Raw genomic sequence first — 19,981 nt, 5'->3', positions numbered from 1 at the left:
AGGCTGGCAGGTGCAGCGCAAGCATCTTTTCCTGCCGGGCGCCACCTAGTGTTTCGGGCAGTTCTGCCCCGTTGGGCCGATGGATAAGCTTTTTCGAAGCTTGAGCGATCTCGCCCTGCATGCGCGTCAGAGCGCCCGCCAACAGCGGGCGGGCATGCAGGCACGCTCCTTCCATGCCATCCAGTAGTCTGCGCCGTTCCCGCGACATGCGGGAGGGCGCGCAGGAGCCCAACATGCCTGATTCATCCTCTACGTCCGTGGACTCTCGCCGCGACCCCTTGTTTACCCCGCCGTCGCTACCCAAAGGCGGCGGTACCGTCTCCATCGGTGGCGGCATGCTGTCCGTCGGCAGCGCCGATGGTGCGGCCGGCTGGTCGTTGCCGTTGCCCCTGCCCACCGGGCGCGAGCTGTCGCCGTCGTTGACGCTGAGCTACAGCTCAGGTGGCGGTAACGATGCGTTCGGCGCCGGCTTGCATTGCCCGCTGCCTGCGGTATCGCGCATGAGCCGTTTCGGCATCCCACGGTATAACGACGACGATCGTTTGGCCGGCCCAGACGGCGAGGAAATCCTGCGCGACAAAGCAGGTGTGCGTATCGAGCGCAGCTTGCCGTTCTCCACAGTCATCGCTGAGTACACGGTCACGCCCTGGGTGTCGCGCAGCGGCGGCCGCGGGGAGCGTCTCGAACACTGGCGGCCCAACGCGAGCCCCGATTCACCAGGCTTCTGGCTCAACTACCATGCCGACGGCAGCATCACCTTGTTCGGCTGGTCGGCCAGCGCCCGATTGAGCGATCCGCAGGACCCTTCGCGGGTGGCTGGCTGGTACGCCGAAGAGACGGTCAGCGCCAAGGGCGAGCACTTGGTCTACACCTATCGCCGTGAGGATGACGCTGGCTGCGACGTCCAGGAACTGGCTGCCCACCGGCAGGTGACGAATCTGTATTTGGTCGGCGTGCATGCGCTGAACGCGACTCCGTCGGACGCTTTGCTGGTGCCTGAAGGCGCTTTCGACGCCGAGGACTTCATGAGCGTAATGCTGTTCGATTATGGCGAGCGCAATACGCCCCTGGATGTTTCCCCGCCGTTCGAGACGGACGCGCCTTGGCCGGTTCGCCAGGACCGCTACAGTTTCTGGCGCTGGGGCTTCAACACGCGCGTACGGCGTCTGTGCCGGGACGTCATGCTCTGGCACCGTACCCAGATGATGGCCGCAAAGGCCGATACGACCCCGGTGCTGGTCTCGCGCCTGCACCTTGTCCACGAACATTCAGCCGTGGCGACACTGCTGATGTCGGCCCAGCTGGTGGCCTATGAACCAGACGGTACGCCGGTGACCCTGCCACCGACGGAGTTCGAGCTGAGCCGGCCGGGGCGCAAGGCACCGGCCTGGGACGCGCTGCCTGAACTGGACGGCTTCAGCCCGCCTCGCTGGCAGATGGCCGATCTGCATGGCGAAGGCGTGCCAGGGCTGCTTTACCAGCACGAAGGTGCCTGGCACTACCGCGCACCGCAGCGCGATGCCACGCAAGGAGCGGATGCCGTGACGTGGGGCGGGCCACAGGTACTACCCCAGGTTCCAGCCATGGCGGCAGGCGTCTTGACCGACCTGAACGGTGATGGCCGGCCCGAGTGGCTGATCGCCCAGCCGGGCATGCATGGCAGCTTCACCCTTGGCCCGGACGGCCAGTGGAGCCGGTTCATTCCCCTCCAGGCCCTGCCCTCGGAATGGTTGAACCCCAGCGCCCAGCGGGTCGACCTGACGGGCGCAGGACTGCTGGATGTCGCCATGATCGGCCCGCGCAGTGTCCGGTTGTGGGCCAGTGCTGCCGGCGAAGGCTGGCAGCGGGCGAGTGATACGCCATACCTGGGGACGACGCCATTACCCTTGGAGGGCGGTGAGCATCGGCTGGTGGCATTCGCTGATCCGGCCGGCAGCGGCCAGCAGCATCTGATGGAAATTACTGGGCAGGGCGTCACCTATTGGCCGTCGCTCGGCCATGGCCGCTTCGGTGAGCCAATCGACATCGGCGGCTTCGCCGTGGAGAACTTCAGCGCCTCGCGGGTGTTTCTCGGGGATACGGATGGCAGCGGCACCACCGACATCCTGTACCGCGAGGCCGACCGTGTAAGGGTGTTCATCAGCCAGGCCGGCAACTGCTTCGTGGAGGCTGCGCCAGTGCCGGCGCCGAAGGGAGTGGTGCTGGATGACACCTGCCTGCTGCAGGTGACGGACCTGCGCGGACAGGGCACGGCAGAGCTGGTGCTGACCGTGCCGCACATGGCGCCACGGACCTGGGCATACCGTTTCAACGACCGGCGGCCGTGGTTGCTGGCCCAGGTCTGCACCAACACCGGAAGCCGTACCCAGTTCGACTACCGCAGCTCAGCCCAGGGCTGGCTGGATGAAAAAGCCGCCTTGACCGCACAAGGCAAGGCGGCGGTGAGCCTGCTGCCGTTTCCGGTACACATGCTCAGCCGAGTGACCACGGTCGATGACATCAGCGGGCTGCGTACCGTCAGCGGCATGACATACCTGCGCGGCATCTGGGACGGTATCGAACGAGAGTTTCGCGGGTTTACCCGCCTGATCCAGACCGACACGCTGGTCGAGGCCCAGGGCACTGCGCCAGAGCGTTCGCCACCTGCACAGATCCGCACCTGGTTCCTCAGTGGAATCGAAGCTTATGACACGACCTTGGAGGGCATATTTGCGGCGCCGGGCTCGGCGGAGTCTGACTTTGCCGTCAGCCCGCTGCGCATCACCCGGCTGGAAACCGACCAGCAGGAGGTGCCCTACGCGCCGGAGGGCGAGACACGGCGTTGGCTGTTGCGCGCGCTGAAGGGAATGCCGGTGCGTACGGAAACCTACGGTCTGGACGGCAGCGATCGGGCGGGCGTGCCCTACAGCATCACCCGCCAGCGTTTTCAGATACGGGCCTATGAGACCGGCATTCCGACGAAGCCTGCGGCGCTGGTAACCGCGGTGGAGCATTTGACGTTGGCTACGGAGCGTATCGCTGAGGACCCGGTGGTTTCGCAGGTGGTCATCCTGGAGCAAGACCTTTATGGCAGCGTCCTGCAAAGCGTGGACATCCGCTATCCGCGCAGGGATGCCCTCACGCCATCGCCTTACCCGGACACGTTGCCTGAAGGGCTTGAGGCCGCTTCTCGCGACGCGCAACAGAACGTGGTGTGGCTGACGTTATCGCGTCAGCGAGTGCGCAACCTGCATGACGGGCATGTTCATCTGACCGGTCTGAGCGAAGGGGAGCGTACTGACGTGCTGCAACTGGAGTCGGCACAGGTACCCGAGGGGGGCTTCACCGTGGAAAGCCTGCAGGCAGAGCAGGGGCCTCTTGCGCGACTGGACGATGCCGCGTTGAGTCAATACAGGCGTGTGCAGTGGTGCGACACCTCGGGCGAACTGACTGAAGTGCCGGTGCGTCAGGCGCTGGTGGCTCACACCGAGACGGCCATGCTGGAGCAGGCGTCGCTGGTCGCTTTCGAAGACCACATCCCCCAAGCGGAGCTGGAGCGTCTGTTGAATCAGGGCGGCTACCGTATCGGTGAGCTACCGGAGGACGGCAAGTGCGTCTATCTGGGACGCCATGGCCTGGCGCGCTACTGCGGCGCCGAAGGTTTCTACCGGCTGGTCGGTGCGCGGGACAGCGAACTGACGGGAGAGGTGGTTGTGCAATGGACGGCTCATGGACTGGCCGTGCAGCAGGTGACCGACGCAGCAGGTTTGTGCACGCGCTTTAGCCATGACTGGCGTTTCATGACGGTAATGTCGTTCATCGATCCGAACGACAATGTGCGGTCGGTGATGTTCGATGCACTGGGACGGGTGGTCCAGAGCCGATTCCACGGCACGGAAAATGGCGAAAAGGCGGGTTACCACCCCACGCGGGCATTCGAAGTGCCGACATCGATGGAGGCCATGCTGTCGCTCGAAGGCGGCGACGTGCCGGTCCACACGGCGCACCTGCTGGTGACCGACAGCTGGATGCTCCCGGCCCGTGACGAGCAAGGCAGGTTTCAACCTGGGCGCGTCGGCGAACTTGCGCTCAGGCGTTTTGCCCAGACGCATGGGCTCGAGATTGACCTGGACCAAGGGCGCGAGCCGCCGCACATCATCAGCCTGTTGACCGATCGCTACGACGGTGACCCGCAGCAGCAGGTGCGCTTGAACGTGACCTACAGCGACGGGGGCGGGCGTGCATTGCAGACCTCGGTCTTGCATGAGCCGGGAGAGGCACTGGTCCGCACCTCCAAGGGCGAGCTGGAGATGGATGAGCATGGCAAGGCTGTCACGGCCCATGCCGCCATACGTTGGGCCGTGAGCGGAAAGACTGAGTACGACAACAAGGGACAACCGGTGCGAACCTGGCTGCCGTTCTACCTGAACGATTGGCGCCCGGTGAGCGATCAGCGCACGGGCGAGGGACTCTATGCCGATACTCATCTGTACGATGCCACTGGGCGTGTGTGCCGCGTGATCACTGCCGCAGGCTACGAGCGACGCACGCAGTACTACCCCTGGTTCACGGTCTCGGAGGACGAAAACGATACGGCATGACCGAACTCGCCGCGCAGGCCCCGGGCGGGGTCTGCGCGGTGGCTTGGCAGGCCCGTTGTCACCCCTAAAAAGCCCGTGCGTTTCCCTAACGCTTGAGTACAATAATCAACTTTTCGGGCCCCTTGCTCAGCCCCTTTGCTGGTATCTAAATGCTGATCGGTAGCTACTCCTCCGCGCTGGTGTTGATCTCGCTGTGCGTTGCCATCCTTGCCTCCTATACCGCCCTGGACCTCACTGGCCGGATCGCCACGGCGCAGGGACGTGCGGCTCACCTGTGGATGGGGGGCGGGGCCTTTGCCCTGGGTATCGGTATCTGGTCGATGCATTTCATCGGCATGCTTGCCTTCAGCCTGCCGATCGAGCTGGGGTATGACTGGACGCTCACCGGGCTATCGCTGCTGATCGCGGTCCTGTCGTCGGGCTTCGCCCTGTGGCTGGTCAGCCAGCCGAGCCTGCCGATGCTGCAGTTGGGGCTGGGGGCACTGATCATGGGCGGTGGCATCGCCAGTATGCATTACACCGGCATGGCTGCACTGCAGATGGTGCCGGGCATCGATTATGACCCGACCCTCTTCGGCGCCTCGTTGGCCATCGCCGTAGGGGCATCGGCGGCGGCCCTGTGGATCGCGTTCCGTCTGCGTCGTCATACCCCCTATGTGCGGCACATCCGCGGGGCGGCGGCGGTGGTGATGGGGATGGCCATCGTCGGCATGCACTACACCGGCATGGCGGCGGCCAATTTCCCAGAAGGCAGCTTCTGCGGTGCCCTGGCCAACGGCCTGCGTGGCGACGGCCTGGATTCGGTCGTGTTGATCACCACCTTGGCGGTGCTCGCCGTGGCGTTGGTCACGTCGGTGCTCGATGCGCGCCTGGAGGCGCGCACCTCGGACCTCGCACGCTCCCTGACCCTGGCCAACCAGGAACTGACCCAGTTGGCCCTGCATGACACCCTTACAGGCCTGCCCAATCGCACCCTACTGGCCGAGCGCATCGACCAGGCCATCAGCAAGGTGGCGGAGCAGGGCGGCTGCTTTGCCCTGATGTTCATTGACCTGGATGGTTTCAAGCCGGTCAACGATGCCTTCGGTCATCATGTGGGCGACCTGCTGCTCAAAGCGGTGGCGGCCCGTTTGCGCGGGCACCTGCACAGCCAGGACACCCTGGCACGCATCGGTGGTGACGAGTTCGTGCTGCTGGTGGAGTTGCAGGAGCCAGCCGATGCCATGGAAGTAGCTGTGAAGCAGGTCAACCTGGTGGCCCGGCCCTACCGGGTGGCCGATCACGACCTGCAGCTCTCGGCGAGCGTGGGGATCGTGCTTTATCCGGGCAATGGGCTGGATCAGCACGAACTGCTGCGTAACGCCGATGCGGCCATGTATCACGCGAAAAGTGCCGGCAAAAACGGCTACAGCTTCTTCGACGTGTCGATGAACAGCAACGCGCGCCAGCAACTGCAACTGCTCCAGGACCTGCGTGCGGCGCTTGAGCATGGCCAATTCCGCCTGCATTACCAGCCAAAGTTCGATGCGCTCGCCCGTCAGCCGATCGGTGCCGAGGCATTGCTGCGCTGGGAGCATCCGCAGCACGGGCTGCTGTTGCCGGACCGGTTCATCGGCCTTGCCGAGAAGACCGGCCTGATCATTCCAATCGGTGAATGGGTGCTCGGCGAAGCCTGCCGGCAGATGCGCGAGTGGCTCGAGCAGGGGCATGACGACTGGCGTATCGCGGTGAATCTGTCGGCCATCCAGTTCTGTCATGCCGGTCTGGTGGATAGCGTGGCCCGGGCCTTGGCGAGCAACCGGCTGCCGGCCAACCGCCTGACGCTCGAGATCACCGAGACCACGGCCATGCGCGACGCCGACGCGAGCTTGACCGTGCTGCAGAAGCTTTCCGATATGGGGGTGGACCTGTCCATCGATGATTTCGGCACCGGCTATTCAAGCCTGATGTACTTGAAGCGGCTGCCGGCCAATGAGCTGAAGATCGACCGAGGTTTTGTTCGCGATCTGGAGCAGGACAGCGACGATGCGGCAATCGTCTCGGCCATCGTCGCCCTGGGCCAGGCCCTTGGGCTGCGCATCGTGGCAGAAGGGGTGGAGACCAGCCGCCAGCAGGAGTTTTTGACCCGCCTGGGGTGTGATTCGCTGCAAGGCTACCTGCTCGGCCAGCCCATGCCCGCCGAGCAGTTCATGAAGGCTCTCAAAACGGTGAGGCAGACCGAGACGCTCTGACTACACCGCATCGCGCAGAGCGCATGAGGGTTCGAATGCGTCCATCTCGGCCTCCACCGCCTCGATGATCCGCTCTACATCCGCGGCCGCCATGATGGCCGCGCAGGGGATGCCGGCAATAGCCAGCAATGTTTCGCCGGTGGCGCGGTCGAACAGCCGGGCGACCATGCTGCGCGGTGCATCCATGCTGGCTTCGAAGCCCAATGGATGGAAATGCCAGCGCATCACCTGGCAGGCGTTGGGGAACGTCATCTTGTTCATGCCAGCCTCCTTGTCCTGATCCTTGACGCGGTGATCGGCCGCTCATTCGGCCGGTAGGAACCTAACCATAGCACCTGTGACGACAGTGTCTCGCGCCTAGCATGACAAATATGCGGTTGCTTGATTTGAATCAGTGCCACGGTCCGGGCAGCAAATCACGGCAAAAGGCCAGGGCAAACGTTTTTCCGGGACAAAAGCGGCTGGTCAGGATGGTTCCGCGCGGCTGTCGGAGCATGGTGCTTTTCTGACCAGTGGTGCGGTGCATCAACCCAACAGGCCGGCGGCAATGTTGATGGTGAAGCCTAGGATTGCCGTGTTGTAGACGAAGCACACCAGCGAATGGGCTAGTACCACTCGACGCATGCCGCGTCCGGCCACACCGATGTCGGAGGTCTGCACGGCCACGCTCAGGGTGAAAGAGAAATAGAGAAAGTCCCAGTAGTCCGGTGATCGTTCACCGTCGGGAAAGCGCAGCGGCAGCGCGTGGGGATCACTGGTATAGAACAGGCGGGCGTAATGCAGGCTGAAGATGCAACCGATCAGCAGCCAGGAGCCGGCCACCGTCAGACCCGTGTACAAATAATGAAGGGCCTGGTCGTTCCCCTGCAGGCCACGGCTGGCGGCCAGTTGCAACGTAACTGCCGCGAGGCTGGCGATGGCCGCGAAGCAGACGGTGAACAGCACCAGGCCTGCGTTCTCATCTTCCACGCAGGCAACCTTGCGCACGGTGTCGGCATTGGCGCGCCAGGTCAGCCAGAACACCAGCACCAGATACAGCCAGACGCCCAGGTTCCATCCGGCGAGGATGCGCTGCACGGTATCGTCGGTAGGAATCAGCCAGGCGCCGACCAGGCCCGCCAGGATGGCGATGCTCAGGCGAGGGTGGGTGCGGGTGAGGCGGTGGAAAGCCATGCGGTCTCGTCAGTGACAGGAGCATGGCTAACACTCTAGTTCAGCCTGGCCCGCCATCCAGCCCAGACTCCGACACCGCGCGCCGCCCTGGGTTCGAACAGGGAGGGTAATGGGGTACTATCACCCGCCGTGCCAGCGGCAAATGCCTTGTATATCAGGATGATGGCACTACCCGGAGGCGTAATGGCCGCCGTGTTTTGTAGTCGATATGGCTTGCCACCCAATCTGAAAGACCCGCTTCAGGATCCATGTTTTGTCCGATTTCTTGCATAACCCACTGTTGCAGTACCTGGCTCGTCTGGCGCCTTCCAGCCAGCTGACCATGCGTTACATCCTCCAGGACGCCGCCGACCGCCTGGGGTTTGTCGACTGCGATACCGTCGACGTGCCCTGGCACGAGCTCGAGCCAGGCCATGTGGTTGCCCTGGTGGCAGCGCTGCGTACCGACGGCTATGCCCCGAACACATCGTCGCTGTATGTCAATGCGGTACGCGGGGTGATGAACGAAGCGTGGCGCCAGGGTCTGATCGACCATGAAAAGCTGTTGCACATTCGCGAGGTCAAGCCGGCAGGCGGCAGCAGGCTGCCGGCGGGGCGCAATTTAAGGCGCAGTCTGATTCGCGAGTTGATGGACGTCTGCGCCGCCGATCCGCGCCCTCAGGGCGTACGCGATGCGGCGATCATCGCGCTGCTGTATGGCACCGGCATGCGCAAATCCGAGTCGGTTGACATCGATCTGGACCAAGTGGACTTCGAGGCCCGTAGCTTGCGGGTCATGGGCAAGGGCAATCGCCAGTTGATCAAGTACGCCCCCGTCTGGGCGTTCGAGAAACTGCAGGCCTGGCTGGATCTTCGACGCCAGCATTTGCCGGAAGGAGAGGCCGATGATGAATTCCTGTTCAACCGCATCCGCCGTGGCAACCACATCACACGGGCGCGCATCACCAAGCACGCCATCTACTACATCGCCCGCCAGCGTGGGGCTCAGGTGGGGGTCAAGATCATGCCCCATGATTTTCGCCGGGCATTCATCACCCGGGTGATCGAAGAGCATGACCTGTCCATCGCCCAGAAGCTCGCGCACCATGCCAACATCCAGACCACCGCCAACTACGACCGGCGCGACGACAACGAGCGGCGACGGGCGGTGGATCGGTTCGACTACTGATCAGGTGCGTGCAGCGCACCCATCCCAATGCTAGTGAATACTCGAGGCCAGCTCGAAGATCGGCATGTACATGAGGATCACGATCAGTCCAATCAGCAGGCCGATGAAGGTCATCAGCAGCGGCTCGAACAAGCGTACGAACCATTCCACCCAACGGCCGATCTCCTGATCGTGAAAGTCAGCGCAGCGCTCGAGCATTTCCCCCAGGTTTCCCGACTGCTCACCGGCCCGCAGCAAGCGCAGAGACACCGGTGTGACCAGCTGGCCCAACTCCAGCGCATCGGACAGCGGCAAACCTTCCCCCACTCGTCGGCTGGCCTGTTCAAGCCCTTGCGCCGAGGTGCTGCCCAGCAGGCCGCGGGCCATGCACATCGCGGTGAGGATGGGGATACCGCCTTGCAAGAGGATGCCAAGCGAGCGGTAGAAGCGCGCCAACTCATACATCACCAGACGTTGATGCAGCGCGGGCCAACGGCGTAGCTGGCGACTGGCCCAGCGGCGCAGGGCGGGGTTGCGGCGCATCAAGGCCAAGAGGCAAAGGCCCCCCAGTGCCGCCAATGCCAGGGGTAGCTGCTGCGCGTGGAGGAACAGGCCAATCTTCATCAGAACCTGCGAAAGCCACGGCAGCTCGTTGCCCATGCCTTCGAACACCAGGCTGAAGCGCGGCACAACGTAGCCCAACAAGAACAGCACCACGCCACCCCCCACCAGCAACAGCAGCAGGGGGTAGACCGAGGCACCGACCAGTTTCTGCCGGACCACGTCCAGGCGTTGTCGGTAGCTGATATAGCGGCCCAAGGCATCTCCCAAGGCACCGGTGCGTTCGCTCGACTGCACCAAAGCCACGTACAGCGCCGGGAAAACCCGTGGCTGTTCGCCCAAGGCCTGGGACAGCGAGCGGCCCTCGTAGAGTTGGCGTACTAGCGCCTCCAGCACCTTGCGTGAGGAGGCGTTGGGCGCTTTTTCGGCCAGGCTCTCGAGAGCATCGATCAGGGGTAGGCCCGCACTGAGCAACGTGCCCAATTCCTGACTGAACAACACCAGGTCGAACACTGGCGCGCGGCGCAAAGCCAGGACGCGCAGGGCGACGCCCTGGCCGCGAATGCTCACGACCCGTAACCCCTGGTTCTCGGCCTGTCGTCGCGCGTGCTCGGTATCCTCGGCCTCGACCTGCAACTGGACGATGCCTTGGCGACCCAGGGCCTTGAGGCTGTAGCGCATGGCCGTTCTCCTCATTGCCAGCTGGTGATTTCGGCATTTTCCCCGTCTCCGCCGGGCTGGCCGTCCTTGCCCATCGAGAGCAGGTCGTACTCGCCACCATTCTCACCGGGTTGGCGGTAGATATAGGCGCGGCCCCAAGGGTCCTGCGGAACGGCCTTTTGCAAATAAGGGCCGGACCATCGCTGCTCACCGCTGGGGGCCGCCACCAACGCCTGAAGGCCCTGCTCGCTGCTGGGGTAATGCCCGACCTCCAGGCGATACAGGTCAAGGGCCTTGCCCAGGCCCTCTATCTGCGCTCGCGCCACTTTTGCTTCCGAACGGCCGAGCTGGCTGAAGTACTTGGGCGCGACGATGCCGGCCAACAGGCCAAGCACCACCAGGACCACCAACAGTTCGAGCAGGGTGAAGCCACGCTGGGTGATGGATCTGCGTTGCATGGTGAAATCCTCCAGTGCGTTCGGGCAGGTTTGCCTTGCCATGCAACAGCCGTGCACGTCTGGCTCGGGGCCTTGCGCCATGGGGCGCAGCAAGCGGCACAGTGCTTGCGTCGTAGCTGAAAACCTCGGGTTTTCCGGGGCATTTCCCCCACATCGGGGGCCACGACGGGGAGGCAGCCGACATGCGTGGAATCATCCTGGGATTGATCTGGCTCGCGGCGGGCGCCGCAGAGGCCGACATGTACATCTCCATCGATGCCAAGGGCGGCTATGTGCTGTCCAACGTGCACCGGCCCGGCCGGCATTACGAACGGGTCATCCGTGAGCCGGTGGCCCATGCCGGGCCGGCCGATGCTCAATTGATCACCGGCCGGCCCTACGCCGAGCTAGTGGCCAAGGCCGCCCAAGCCCACGGCGTTCCCCAGGCGCTGCTGCACGCGCTGATCAAGGCCGAGTCCGGTTACAACCCCAAGGCGCGCTCGCCCCGGGGGGCAGCCGGACTGATGCAACTGATGCCTGACACGGCGAAGGAGATGGGGGTCAAGGACGTGCTGGACCCTGCATCCAACCTGCAAGGCGGGGCGCGCTATCTCAAGCGCATGCTGACGCTGTTCGACAACGACATCACCTTGGCGGTGGCGGCCTACAACGCCGGGCCCGATGCGGTGATCAGTCGCGGAGGTGTGGTCCCGCCCTTCGCCGAGACGCGCCGCTACGTACCCAATGTGCTGCGTGACTACCGCAAGTTGCAGGGGCTGGCCGAAGATGCGCCGTTGTAGTCGCCGCCAAAGTGTCGCAGGTCAATGTCGCGCAGGGTGTGCCTACTTCCCCAACTCTGGGCTATAACCTTTTGAAGGTGCCCAGCCGTTGGAGTCGACCATGGACCTCGCCCCGCGTTCCGCCAGACTCGATGTGCCCGTTGGCGGCGACAGCAACGTGGCCCGCAAGCCATTCGACCTGCTGCGTTGGTACGCCTGGGTGAGCCTGGCGATCATCGTCTCGATTGCCGTCGGGCTGGGGCTGATCTCCAGCCGCTTCATCATCAACGAGAGTGTCGAGCGAGACGCCTTGCTCTCGGCGCAGTTCATCCAGGCCATTGCCGACGCCGAAGTGCGTCATGTGTCGATCCCCAATGTGCGCACCATGGGCGAGTTGCTCGATCCGCGCACCGACCAGGCCATGCCCGACGTCGACCCCGACGCCCGGCGCCGGGCTCGGGGCGAGTTCCTCGACCATATCGCCCACCTGCCCGACATGCTGCTGGCCAATATCTATGCGCCGGACCGGACGGTGATCTGGTCAAGCAACCCGGCACTGACCGGGAAGTCGATCGAGTCCGACGAGGATCTGGAGCAGGCCTTCGAATACAAGATGCAGGTGTCGGCCAGTTATCACGACTTCGAGGACGCGCGCAGCGAACAGAAGTTCGTGACCCCGCCCCAGCAATTGTTCATCGAGAATTACATTCCTCTGTTCGACGCCGATGGCGAACGGGTCACCGCCATGGTGGAGATCTACAAGGAGCCCCATGACCTGATCGTACGCATCGAGCATGGCCTGTTGTTGATCTGGCTGGCCATCGCGATCGGCGCAAGCCTGGTGTATTTCGGCCTTTACGGCATCATGCGCCGCGCGGCACGGGTGATGGCAGTGCAACAGAAGCGGCTGATCAGCAACGAGACCTACGTGGCGCTGGGCGAGATGTCTTCGGCGGTCGCCCACAGCTTGCGCAACCCATTGGCTAGCATCCGTTCCAGTGCCGAGCTGGCTCAGGCATTCGACGAAGGGCCGGCGCAGAAAAACATCAGCGACATCATCAGCCAGGTGGACCGCATGTCTCAATGGGTACGCCAGCTCTTGCAGTCGCTGCGCCCGCTCAATGACGACGCGGTGCCGGTTGACCTCTCCCAGGTGCTGCAAGAGAGCCTGCAGGCGTTTGCCGTGCCGCTGGCGCGCAGCGGCGTGAACCTGGACGTAAAGCCGCTGCCCTCAGTGCAGGTGGTGGGCCATCCGGTGTTGCTGGGGCAGATCTTCAACAGCTTGATCGCCAATGCGCTGGAATCCATGGAGAAGGGTGGCCAGTTGCGAGTGGAAGTGGTGCGCCGGGATCGACGCAGCCTGACCTTGCGCCTGTCGGACACCGGGCGGGGTATGAGCGACCAGCAGCAACGCATGGCTTTTCGGCCGTTCTTCACCACCAAACAGGGCGGTTTGGGGGTTGGCCTGGTGCTGGTCAAGCGGATCATGGAACGCTTCGCAGGCTCGGTTCGGTTGAGCAGCCGCGAAGGGCAAGGTACCAGCGTTTCGCTGAATTTTCGCTTGGTCAAATCATGATGTTCTACGTTGCAATTGCCTCGTATCTACCTGATTTAATAAGAAAATTGACTTAGTTGGGTGATGTTACCCAATAGTGGGGGATTCATCTCGAATCGATCTCTAATTTGCGTCGTAACTACCTGATAATAATGGTTATTCTCTATTGGTACGTAGGTGGCTGAGAACTTGCAGCAAGATGATAGCGACCAATGGCAGCGGCAAGAGTTCAGGCAAAGTGCTATCACGTTGCTACAGGCAGTAGCACTGTCCTGATACTCCATCCCCCGAAGCCTTCGAACGGGAACGATGCGATGCAGATGCTGGAACACGATCTTCCGGACAAGACTGCCAGCCCCTCCACTGGGCTCGCTGCGCCCTTGCGCGAGTTCAACCTGCTGCGCTGGTTCTCGGTCATCAGCTTGCTGATCATCGCAACGGTGGCCGGCGCCTTGGGTTACTTCTCGACTCGCTTCGTGGTGCGCGACAGCGTCGAACGCGATGCCATGCTCACCGCCCAGTTCATCCAGGCCATGGCCCAGGCCGAGGTTCGCCATTCGCAACTGCCCCCGGGCACCACCATGGGCGAGTTGCTTGACCCGCGCCTGGACAATCAGCATTTGCAGATCCCCCCGGCTCTGGTGCAATCGACCCGCGGCGAATTCCTCGATCACGTGGCGCACCTTCCGGACATCTTGCTGGCCAATGTTTACGCCCATGACCGCACGATTGTCTGGTCGACCAACCCGCAATTGCTGGGCAAGCGCATTGCCGAAGACGACGACTTGGACGAGGCCTTCCACTCGCGCAAGCCGGTCTCAGCGAGCTATCACAAGGCGGAAGATGACCGGGAAGAGCAGAAATTCCAGCGCGAACCACGCTATTTGTTCATCGAGAACTACATTCCGCTGTTCGACAGCCAAGGCGAGCAAGTGCTGTCGATGGTCGAAATCTACAAGGAGCCCCAAGATCTGGTGCGACGCATTCAGCGCGGCTATGTGCTGATCTGGTGCTCGACTCTGGTGGGCGGAGCGCTGATTTATTTCGGCTTGTTCTGGATCGTGCGCCGGGCTGCGGGGATGCTGCATCATCAGCAAGATCGCCTGGTGGCCAGCGAGACCTACGTGGCCCTGGGCGAGATGTCTTCGGCCGTGGCCCATAGCCTGCGCAACCCATTGGCCAACATTCGTTCCAGCGCAGAGTTAGCCCAGGAAATCGCAAGCGATCCGGCGCGCAAGAACATTGCCGACATCATCAGCCAGGTTGACCGGATGTCACGCTGGGTGCGTGATTTGCTGGTGTCGCTGCGACCGACCAGTGACGAGGCCGAAGCGGTGGATCTGGTGGCGGCTATCGAGGATACCCGGCTGGCATTCTTGCAGCAGATCGAGCGCAACGGCGTGCAGTTCAGCTTCGAGGGGCCGGCCCAACAGTGGGTAGCCAGCCAACCGCTGCAACTGACCCAAATCCTCAACAGCCTGTTCGCCAATGCTTTGGAAGCCATGCCCAAGGGCGGCCTGTTGTGCGCCGAAGTCAGTTGCCTGGAAGGGCAGCAGGTGCGCCTGGTGCTCAGCGATACCGGCAAAGGCATGAGTCAGCAACAGGAACGGATGGTGTTCAAGCCGTTCTTCACCACCAAGCAGGGCGGCCTCGGCGTGGGCCTGGCCCTGGTCAAGCGCATCATGGAACGCTTTGGTGGCTCGGTCAGCCTGACCAGCCGCGAAGAGGAAGGAACCCGCGTGAGTCTTGTATTCAATATTGCAGCGGGAGGGGACCATGGGGCCCAGCATTCTGGTGGTCGAGGATGACGAGATCCTCGCGGACAACATACGTACCTACCTCGGTTTGAAGGGGTTCGAAGTCACGGTCTGCCATAGCGCGGAGCTGGCTCTGGAGCAGGTCAAGCAAGGCTTGCCCGATGCCGTACTGACTGACAACTCCCTGCCGGGCATGAACGGCCACGAGCTGTTGCGCGCACTGATCACCCAGGCGCCGGAGCTCAAGGTGATCATGATGACCGGATACGGCAATGTCGAAGACGCCGTGCTGGCCATGAAAGAAGGCGCGTTCCATTACCTGACCAAGCCGGTGGTGCTGGCCGAACTCAAGCTGATGCTCGATAAAGCCCTGGCGGCCGAGCGCATGGAACGCACCTTGTCGTTCTACCAAGAGCGTGAGGCGCAGAAGTCTGGGTTGCAGGCGTTGATCGGCGAATCCTCGGCGATGCTGAACCTCAAGCACACCCTGCGCCAGTTGCTCGATGCAGAGCAGCGCATGGCCAGCGACGACCTGCCACCGGTGCTGATCGAAGGGGAAACAGGCACCGGCAAGGAGCTGGTGGCGCGCGCCCTGCATTTTGACGGCTCGCGCAGCAAGGGGCCTTTCATTGAATTCAACTGCGCCTCGATCCCGGCCAATTTGCTGGAGGCCGAACTGTTCGGTCACGAGAAGGGCGCGTTCACCGATGCCAAGGAGCGTCGTGTGGGCTTGGTCGAGGCCGCCGATGGCGGGACGCTCTTCCTCGATGAGATCGGCGAGATGGACCTGGTGCTGCAGGCCAAGCTGCTCAAGCTGCTGGAGGATCGCAGCATCCGCCGGATCGGGGCGGTCAAGGAGCGCAAGGTGGACCTGCGGGTCATCAGCGCCACCAACTGCAACCTGGAGCAGATGGTGCAGCAGGGCAAGTTTCGACGCGACCTGTTCTTCCGCCTGCGCATCATCGCGCTGAAGGTGCCGCGGCTATACGCACGCGGTCAGGACATTCTGCTGCTGGCCAGGCACTTCCTGGCTCACCATGGGCGCCGATATGGCAAACCCCATCTGCGCTTTTCTGCTGAAGCCGAGGCGCTGATGCTGGGTTACAGCTGGCCAGGCAATGTACGAGAACTGCGTAACATGCTCGAGCAGACGGTCCTGCTGGCGCCCAATGATGTCGTGGCCGCGCACCAGCTGAACCTGTGCATGACCCTGGTGGACGAACCCATGAGCTTACCCACGTCGGTGGCTTTCGAGCCGCCACGGCATGAGCCGGAGCCTGGGACCAGCCTGCCGGACATGGAACGCGACCTGGTGTGCCGGACCCTCGACCGCACGGATTGGAACGTCACCAAGTCGGCACGTCTGCTGGGGCTATCGCGGGATATGTTGCGCTACCGCATCGAGAAACTGGGGCTGACCCGGCCTGACAAGCGACAGTGGTGAGCCTGGGGCTGCACGGCAGTCCCAGGCTCTTCAGGGCTGTCCCTGGCCGCGAGTGCCTCCGTCGCCATGCCCGCGCATCCCTTCAGAACCTCCGCCGTCCATTCCCGGGAGGTTTCGATCATCGTTCTGGTCGGCGGGCGGGCTGTCCGGATCGTTGCCCTGGATACGCGGGTCGGTATCGCGGGGCACAGGCTTCTCGATTGGATTGAGGGTGCTGTCGGCGCCCGGCTTGGGCGCGGTGTTGTGCGGATCGTCCGGGTGGGTCGGACCGGTGCCCACCGCCGGGGCCAGGGGAGAGGCCAGCAGGGCGGCGAGCAGCCAAGTGCGCGATCGTTTCATGGGTGGCTCCTTGCGGGCAAAGGCGTGTTGCCTGTACCTGGGTTGGGCCGCAACCCTCAACGCAAGGTGCCACCACGGCGACGAACGGTCAGACCACCAGCGACAACAGCATGATGAAGATGATGCCCACCACCGACAGGATGGTCTCCATCATGCTCCAGGTCTTGAACGTCTCTGCCACGGTCATGTTGAAGTACTGTTTGACCAGCCAGAAACCGGCGTCGTTGACGTGGGACAGAATCAACGAACCTGCGCCGGTGGCCAGCACCAACAGTTCGCGGTTCACGCCTGGGACCAGATCGATCACCGGCGCGACGATGCCGGCACCGGTGATGGTCGCCACGGTCGCCGAACCAGTCGCGATGCGGATCACAGCAGCGACCAGCCAGGCCAGCAGAATCGGCGAAATCTCGGCTTGCACCGCCATCTGGCCAATCACGTTACCCACACCAGTGTCCACCAGCATCTGCTTGAAGCCGCCGCCGGCACCCACGATCAGCACGATGGCGGCGGTCGGAGCCAGGCTCTGGTCGAGCATCTTCATGATTTGCTGACGTGAGAAGCCCCGGGCCGAACCGAAGGTGTAGAACGCCAGCAGCAATGCCGCGAGCAGGGCGGTGATGGGGTGACCGATCAGGTCCATCCACTGGCGCACGATGTGCTCGGCGGGTAACACCACATCGGCGAAGGTCTTGAGCAGCATCAGCACGACCGGCAGCAGCACGGTGAGCAGGGTGACGCCAAAGCTTGGCAGGTTGTTCTGATTGGTTTCCCGGGCGATCTGGTCCATCAGTTCCTGGGACGGGTTGCCCGGAATGTAGCGGGCGATGAAATTACCGAACAGCGGACCTGCGATGACCGCGGTGGGCAGGGCCACCAGCAGGCCATAGAAGATGGTCTTGCCGATATCCGCGTGGAAGATGCCGATCGCCAGCAGCGGGCCTGGATGCGGCGGCACAAGTCCATGGACTACGGAAAGGCCGGCCAGCAGCGGAATGCCGATCTTGATCAGCGAAACCCCTGAGCGACGCGCGACGATGAACACCAGGGGGATCAACAGCACGAAGCCGATTTCGAAGAACAATGGGATGCCCACCAAGAAGGCGGCGAACATCATGGCCCAGTGCACCTTCTGTTTGCCAAAGGCACGAATCAGCGTTTGCGCGATCTGGTCGGCGCCGCCGGAGTCGGCCATCAGTTTGCCCAACATGGTCCCCAAGGCCAGGACGATGCCGACGAAGCCGAGCACACCGCCAAAGCCGTCCTGGAAGGACTTCATGACCTTGGCGACCGGCATGCCGGAGGTCAGGCCAAGGAAGCCGGCTGCCAGGGTCAGGGCGACGAAGGGGTGGACCTTGAAATGGGTGATCAGCAGGATAAGTCCGACGATGGTGACCAGAGCGTCGAGCAGCAGGTAGGTATCAGTAGCCAGTCCGAACATGGTTCATGTGCCTCTGTCTTATCATTGTTTTGGCGAAACGATCGGCATCTTTGGATGCCGAGATAGCGCTGTCTTTGGTGAGCCGGGAAGGCTGACGGTTCAGGCGGTACGCGCCAGGCTGCGGTCACCTTGGGGCTTTAGCCAGGTGTCTACCGCCACGGCCAGCGCTTCGATAGGCTGCGTGGCGTCCAGCGCCAGGGTCAGAGGCTCGCCGTGGGGCGGCTCCAGCGCGGCGAACTGGCTGTCGATGAGGCTGGCTGGCATGAAATGACCGGGGCGGGCGAGTACGCGTTTTTCCGCTTCGGCTGGGCTCAGTTCGAGAAACACGAAGCCAAGGCCCGGCACGGCCTCGCGCAGGGTCTCGCGATAACGGCGCTTAAGCGCGGAACAGGTGAGAATGGGGCGTTCGCCGGCCTGGAGCACGGCCTGCAGTTCCTGGCCAAGACGGACCAGCCAACCGGCGCGGTCGTCATCGTTCAAAGGAACGCCAGCGCTCATCTTGCGGATGTTTTCGGCAGGGTGGAAAGCATCGCCTTCGATCAGGCGACCACCGCTCGTGCTGGCAATGGCAGCGCCCACGCAGCTCTTGCCGCAGCCTGCCACGCCCATCACCACGATTGCGGTCAGGGGAGAGTTCATCAGTACCTCCTGCGGGGTGAGATAGCGCTGTCTCGGTGCCGCTGAAAACGGATGCGAGCGCCACCCTCCCGGGTGTTATTGGTCTTGTCTTTACGCAGTATGGACGCTAGGCGCATAGCCGCTACCAAAGATACATTGCCTGTATCCTGAGACAGCGCTACCTTAGTGGCCGTTCCCATTTCTGGCAAGTAGTAAAATTACAACCCCCATGTCTCGTACAGGCTCGCGCACGACCGGTCGCCCCACCCTGGCAGAAGTCGCCAGACTTTCGGGGGTTTCCCCCATCACCGCTTCCCGCGCCTTGCGCGGTGTAAGTACCGTGGCCCCGCAACTGGTGGAAAAAGTCGTGGCCGCTGCGGCGAGCCTAGGCTATGTCGCCAATCCGGCTGCTCGGGCATTGGCGTCGGCACGCAGTGAGTCGGTGGTGGTGTTGATCCCCTCGTTGTCCAACCAGCTGTTCATCGACACCCTGGAGGCCATCCACGAAGTGATGCGCCCGCGCGGGTTGGAAGTACTGATCGGCAACTACCACTACGATCTGGCCGAAGAGGAAAACCTCATCCGCAACTACCTGGCCTACCAGCCCTGCGGGATCCTGCTTACCGGGTTCGAGCGCAGTGAAGTTTCCCGGCAGATGCTGACCGCCAGCGGCGTGCCGTGCGTGCACATGATGGAGCTCGGAGGCGAGGCGGGGCAGTTGTCGGTCGGATTTTCCCAACAACAGGCCGGCCGCGCGGCTGCCCGGCACTTGATCGAGCGTGGTCGTCGGCGCTTGGCATTCATCGCGGCGCAGCTCGACCCTCGCGTCATGCAGCGCGCCGATGGCTTCCGCCAAGCGCTCGCCGAGGCTGGTTTGCAGGCGCCGGAGCTGGAACTGCTGGCGCCACAACCGTCATCCATCGGTCTGGGCAGCGAGCTGTTCAGCCAGTTGCTTGCGCAGGCGCCGGATGTCGACGGCGTGTTCTTCTGTAACGATGACTTGGCCCAGGGTGCGGTATTGCAGGCTTTGCGCCAGGGCGTCGAGGTGCCGCGCCAAGTGGCGATGGTTGGTTTCAACGACCTGCCGGCATCGGCGCACATGGTGCCGCGGTTGACCTCGATCCGTACCCCCCGAGCCGCGGTAGGCCGAGGCGCAGCCCAAGCGCTGTTGGCGCTGCTCGATGGCAAGCAGGTGGCCACCGAACAGCAGGATCTGGGATTCGAGCTGATGGTGCGCGAGAGCTCCTGACCGGCTGGTT

General features: G+C 63.1%; 15 protein-coding genes. 8 read left to right on the top strand and 7 right to left on the bottom strand.

What is annotated here, in order from left to right; translation table 11 throughout:
• The first annotated feature begins 233 nt into the window (after positions 1-233).
• Together J5X93_RS14600 and J5X93_RS14595 are read left to right on the top strand one after the other, a co-directional pair.
• Positions 234-4,580 carry a SpvB/TcaC N-terminal domain-containing protein gene (locus J5X93_RS14600; protein ID WP_182943117.1) on the top strand — a complete coding sequence of 1,449 codons (4,347 nt, stop codon included), beginning with the start codon at positions 234-236 and terminating at the stop codon, positions 4,578-4,580.
• A 149-nt stretch (positions 4,581-4,729) separates the two neighbouring features.
• Entirely contained in the window at positions 4,730-6,811 is a 2,082-nt protein-coding gene (locus J5X93_RS14595) for a putative bifunctional diguanylate cyclase/phosphodiesterase (protein ID WP_043212351.1), read from the top strand.
• On the opposite strand, the gene J5X93_RS14590 is transcribed toward J5X93_RS14595, so the two are convergent.
• Together J5X93_RS14590 and J5X93_RS14585 are read right to left on the bottom strand one after the other, a co-directional pair.
• A complete protein-coding gene (locus J5X93_RS14590) occupies positions 6,812-7,072 on the bottom strand; it encodes a DUF1652 domain-containing protein (protein ID WP_043212353.1) in 261 nt (86 codons plus the stop codon).
• Between the two features lie 264 nt (positions 7,073-7,336).
• Positions 7,337-7,984, bottom strand: coding sequence for a DUF1345 domain-containing protein (locus tag J5X93_RS14585; protein WP_182943119.1), 648 nt, complete (start codon positions 7,982-7,984; stop codon positions 7,337-7,339).
• Positions 7,985-8,237: 253 nt separating this feature from the next.
• On the opposite strand from J5X93_RS14585, the gene J5X93_RS14580 reads away from it, so the two are divergent.
• Entirely contained in the window at positions 8,238-9,152 is a 915-nt protein-coding gene (locus J5X93_RS14580) for a site-specific integrase (RefSeq protein WP_182943121.1), read from the top strand.
• A gap of 30 nt (positions 9,153-9,182) precedes the next feature.
• Here J5X93_RS14580 and J5X93_RS14575 read toward each other — a convergent pair whose 3' ends face one another.
• Together J5X93_RS14575 and gspG are read right to left on the bottom strand one after the other, a co-directional pair.
• Positions 9,183-10,373, bottom strand: a complete 1,191-nt coding sequence (locus J5X93_RS14575; protein WP_043212358.1) for a type II secretion system F family protein — start codon at positions 10,371-10,373, stop codon at positions 9,183-9,185.
• A gap of 11 nt (positions 10,374-10,384) precedes the next feature.
• Positions 10,385-10,810, bottom strand: coding sequence for a type II secretion system major pseudopilin GspG (gene gspG / locus J5X93_RS14570; RefSeq protein ID WP_043212360.1), 426 nt, complete (start codon positions 10,808-10,810; stop codon positions 10,385-10,387).
• Between the two features lie 182 nt (positions 10,811-10,992).
• On the opposite strand from gspG, the gene J5X93_RS14565 reads away from it, so the two are divergent.
• From J5X93_RS14565 to J5X93_RS14550, 4 genes are all read left to right on the top strand, one after another.
• A complete protein-coding gene (locus tag J5X93_RS14565) occupies positions 10,993-11,589 on the top strand; it encodes a lytic transglycosylase domain-containing protein (protein WP_182943123.1) in 597 nt (198 codons plus the stop codon).
• Between the two features lie 100 nt (positions 11,590-11,689).
• On the top strand, positions 11,690-13,144 hold the full coding sequence (locus tag J5X93_RS14560) for a sensor histidine kinase (protein ID WP_043212364.1): 1,455 nt from the start codon (positions 11,690-11,692) through the stop codon (positions 13,142-13,144).
• Between the two features lie 293 nt (positions 13,145-13,437).
• The gene (locus J5X93_RS14555; protein WP_090346548.1) at positions 13,438-14,931 is read left to right on the top strand and encodes a sensor histidine kinase; all 1,494 of its coding nucleotides are present in this window, start codon (positions 13,438-13,440) and stop codon (positions 14,929-14,931) included.
• Positions 14,900-16,324, top strand: coding sequence for a sigma-54-dependent transcriptional regulator (locus J5X93_RS14550; RefSeq protein ID WP_090346551.1), 1,425 nt, complete (start codon positions 14,900-14,902; stop codon positions 16,322-16,324). Before J5X93_RS14555 ends, J5X93_RS14550 begins: the two co-directional genes overlap by 32 nt.
• 30 nt (positions 16,325-16,354) lie before the next feature.
• Here J5X93_RS14550 and J5X93_RS14545 read toward each other — a convergent pair whose 3' ends face one another.
• The 3 genes from J5X93_RS14545 to J5X93_RS14535 form a co-directional block, all read right to left on the bottom strand.
• Positions 16,355-16,663, bottom strand: coding sequence for a hypothetical protein (locus J5X93_RS14545; protein WP_182943125.1), 309 nt, complete (start codon positions 16,661-16,663; stop codon positions 16,355-16,357).
• A gap of 88 nt (positions 16,664-16,751) precedes the next feature.
• The gene (locus J5X93_RS14540) at positions 16,752-18,104 is read right to left on the bottom strand and encodes a GntP family permease (protein ID WP_043212374.1); all 1,353 of its coding nucleotides are present in this window, start codon (positions 18,102-18,104) and stop codon (positions 16,752-16,754) included.
• A gap of 99 nt (positions 18,105-18,203) precedes the next feature.
• Positions 18,204-18,743, bottom strand: coding sequence for a gluconokinase (locus J5X93_RS14535; protein ID WP_043212376.1), 540 nt, complete (start codon positions 18,741-18,743; stop codon positions 18,204-18,206).
• A gap of 208 nt (positions 18,744-18,951) precedes the next feature.
• On the opposite strand from J5X93_RS14535, the gene gnuR reads away from it, so the two are divergent.
• Positions 18,952-19,971, top strand: a complete 1,020-nt coding sequence (gene gnuR / locus J5X93_RS14530; protein ID WP_043212378.1) for a transcriptional regulator GnuR — start codon at positions 18,952-18,954, stop codon at positions 19,969-19,971.
• Positions 19,972-19,981 lie beyond the last annotated feature (10 nt).

The sequence above is a fragment of the Pseudomonas sp. BYT-1 genome (genome assembly GCF_023611805.1).
GTDB lineage: Bacteria > Pseudomonadota > Gammaproteobacteria > Pseudomonadales > Pseudomonadaceae > Aquipseudomonas > Aquipseudomonas guariconensis.
The sequence above is the reverse complement of the archived record's forward strand: the minus strand, read 5'-3'. Positions and strand labels throughout refer to the sequence as shown.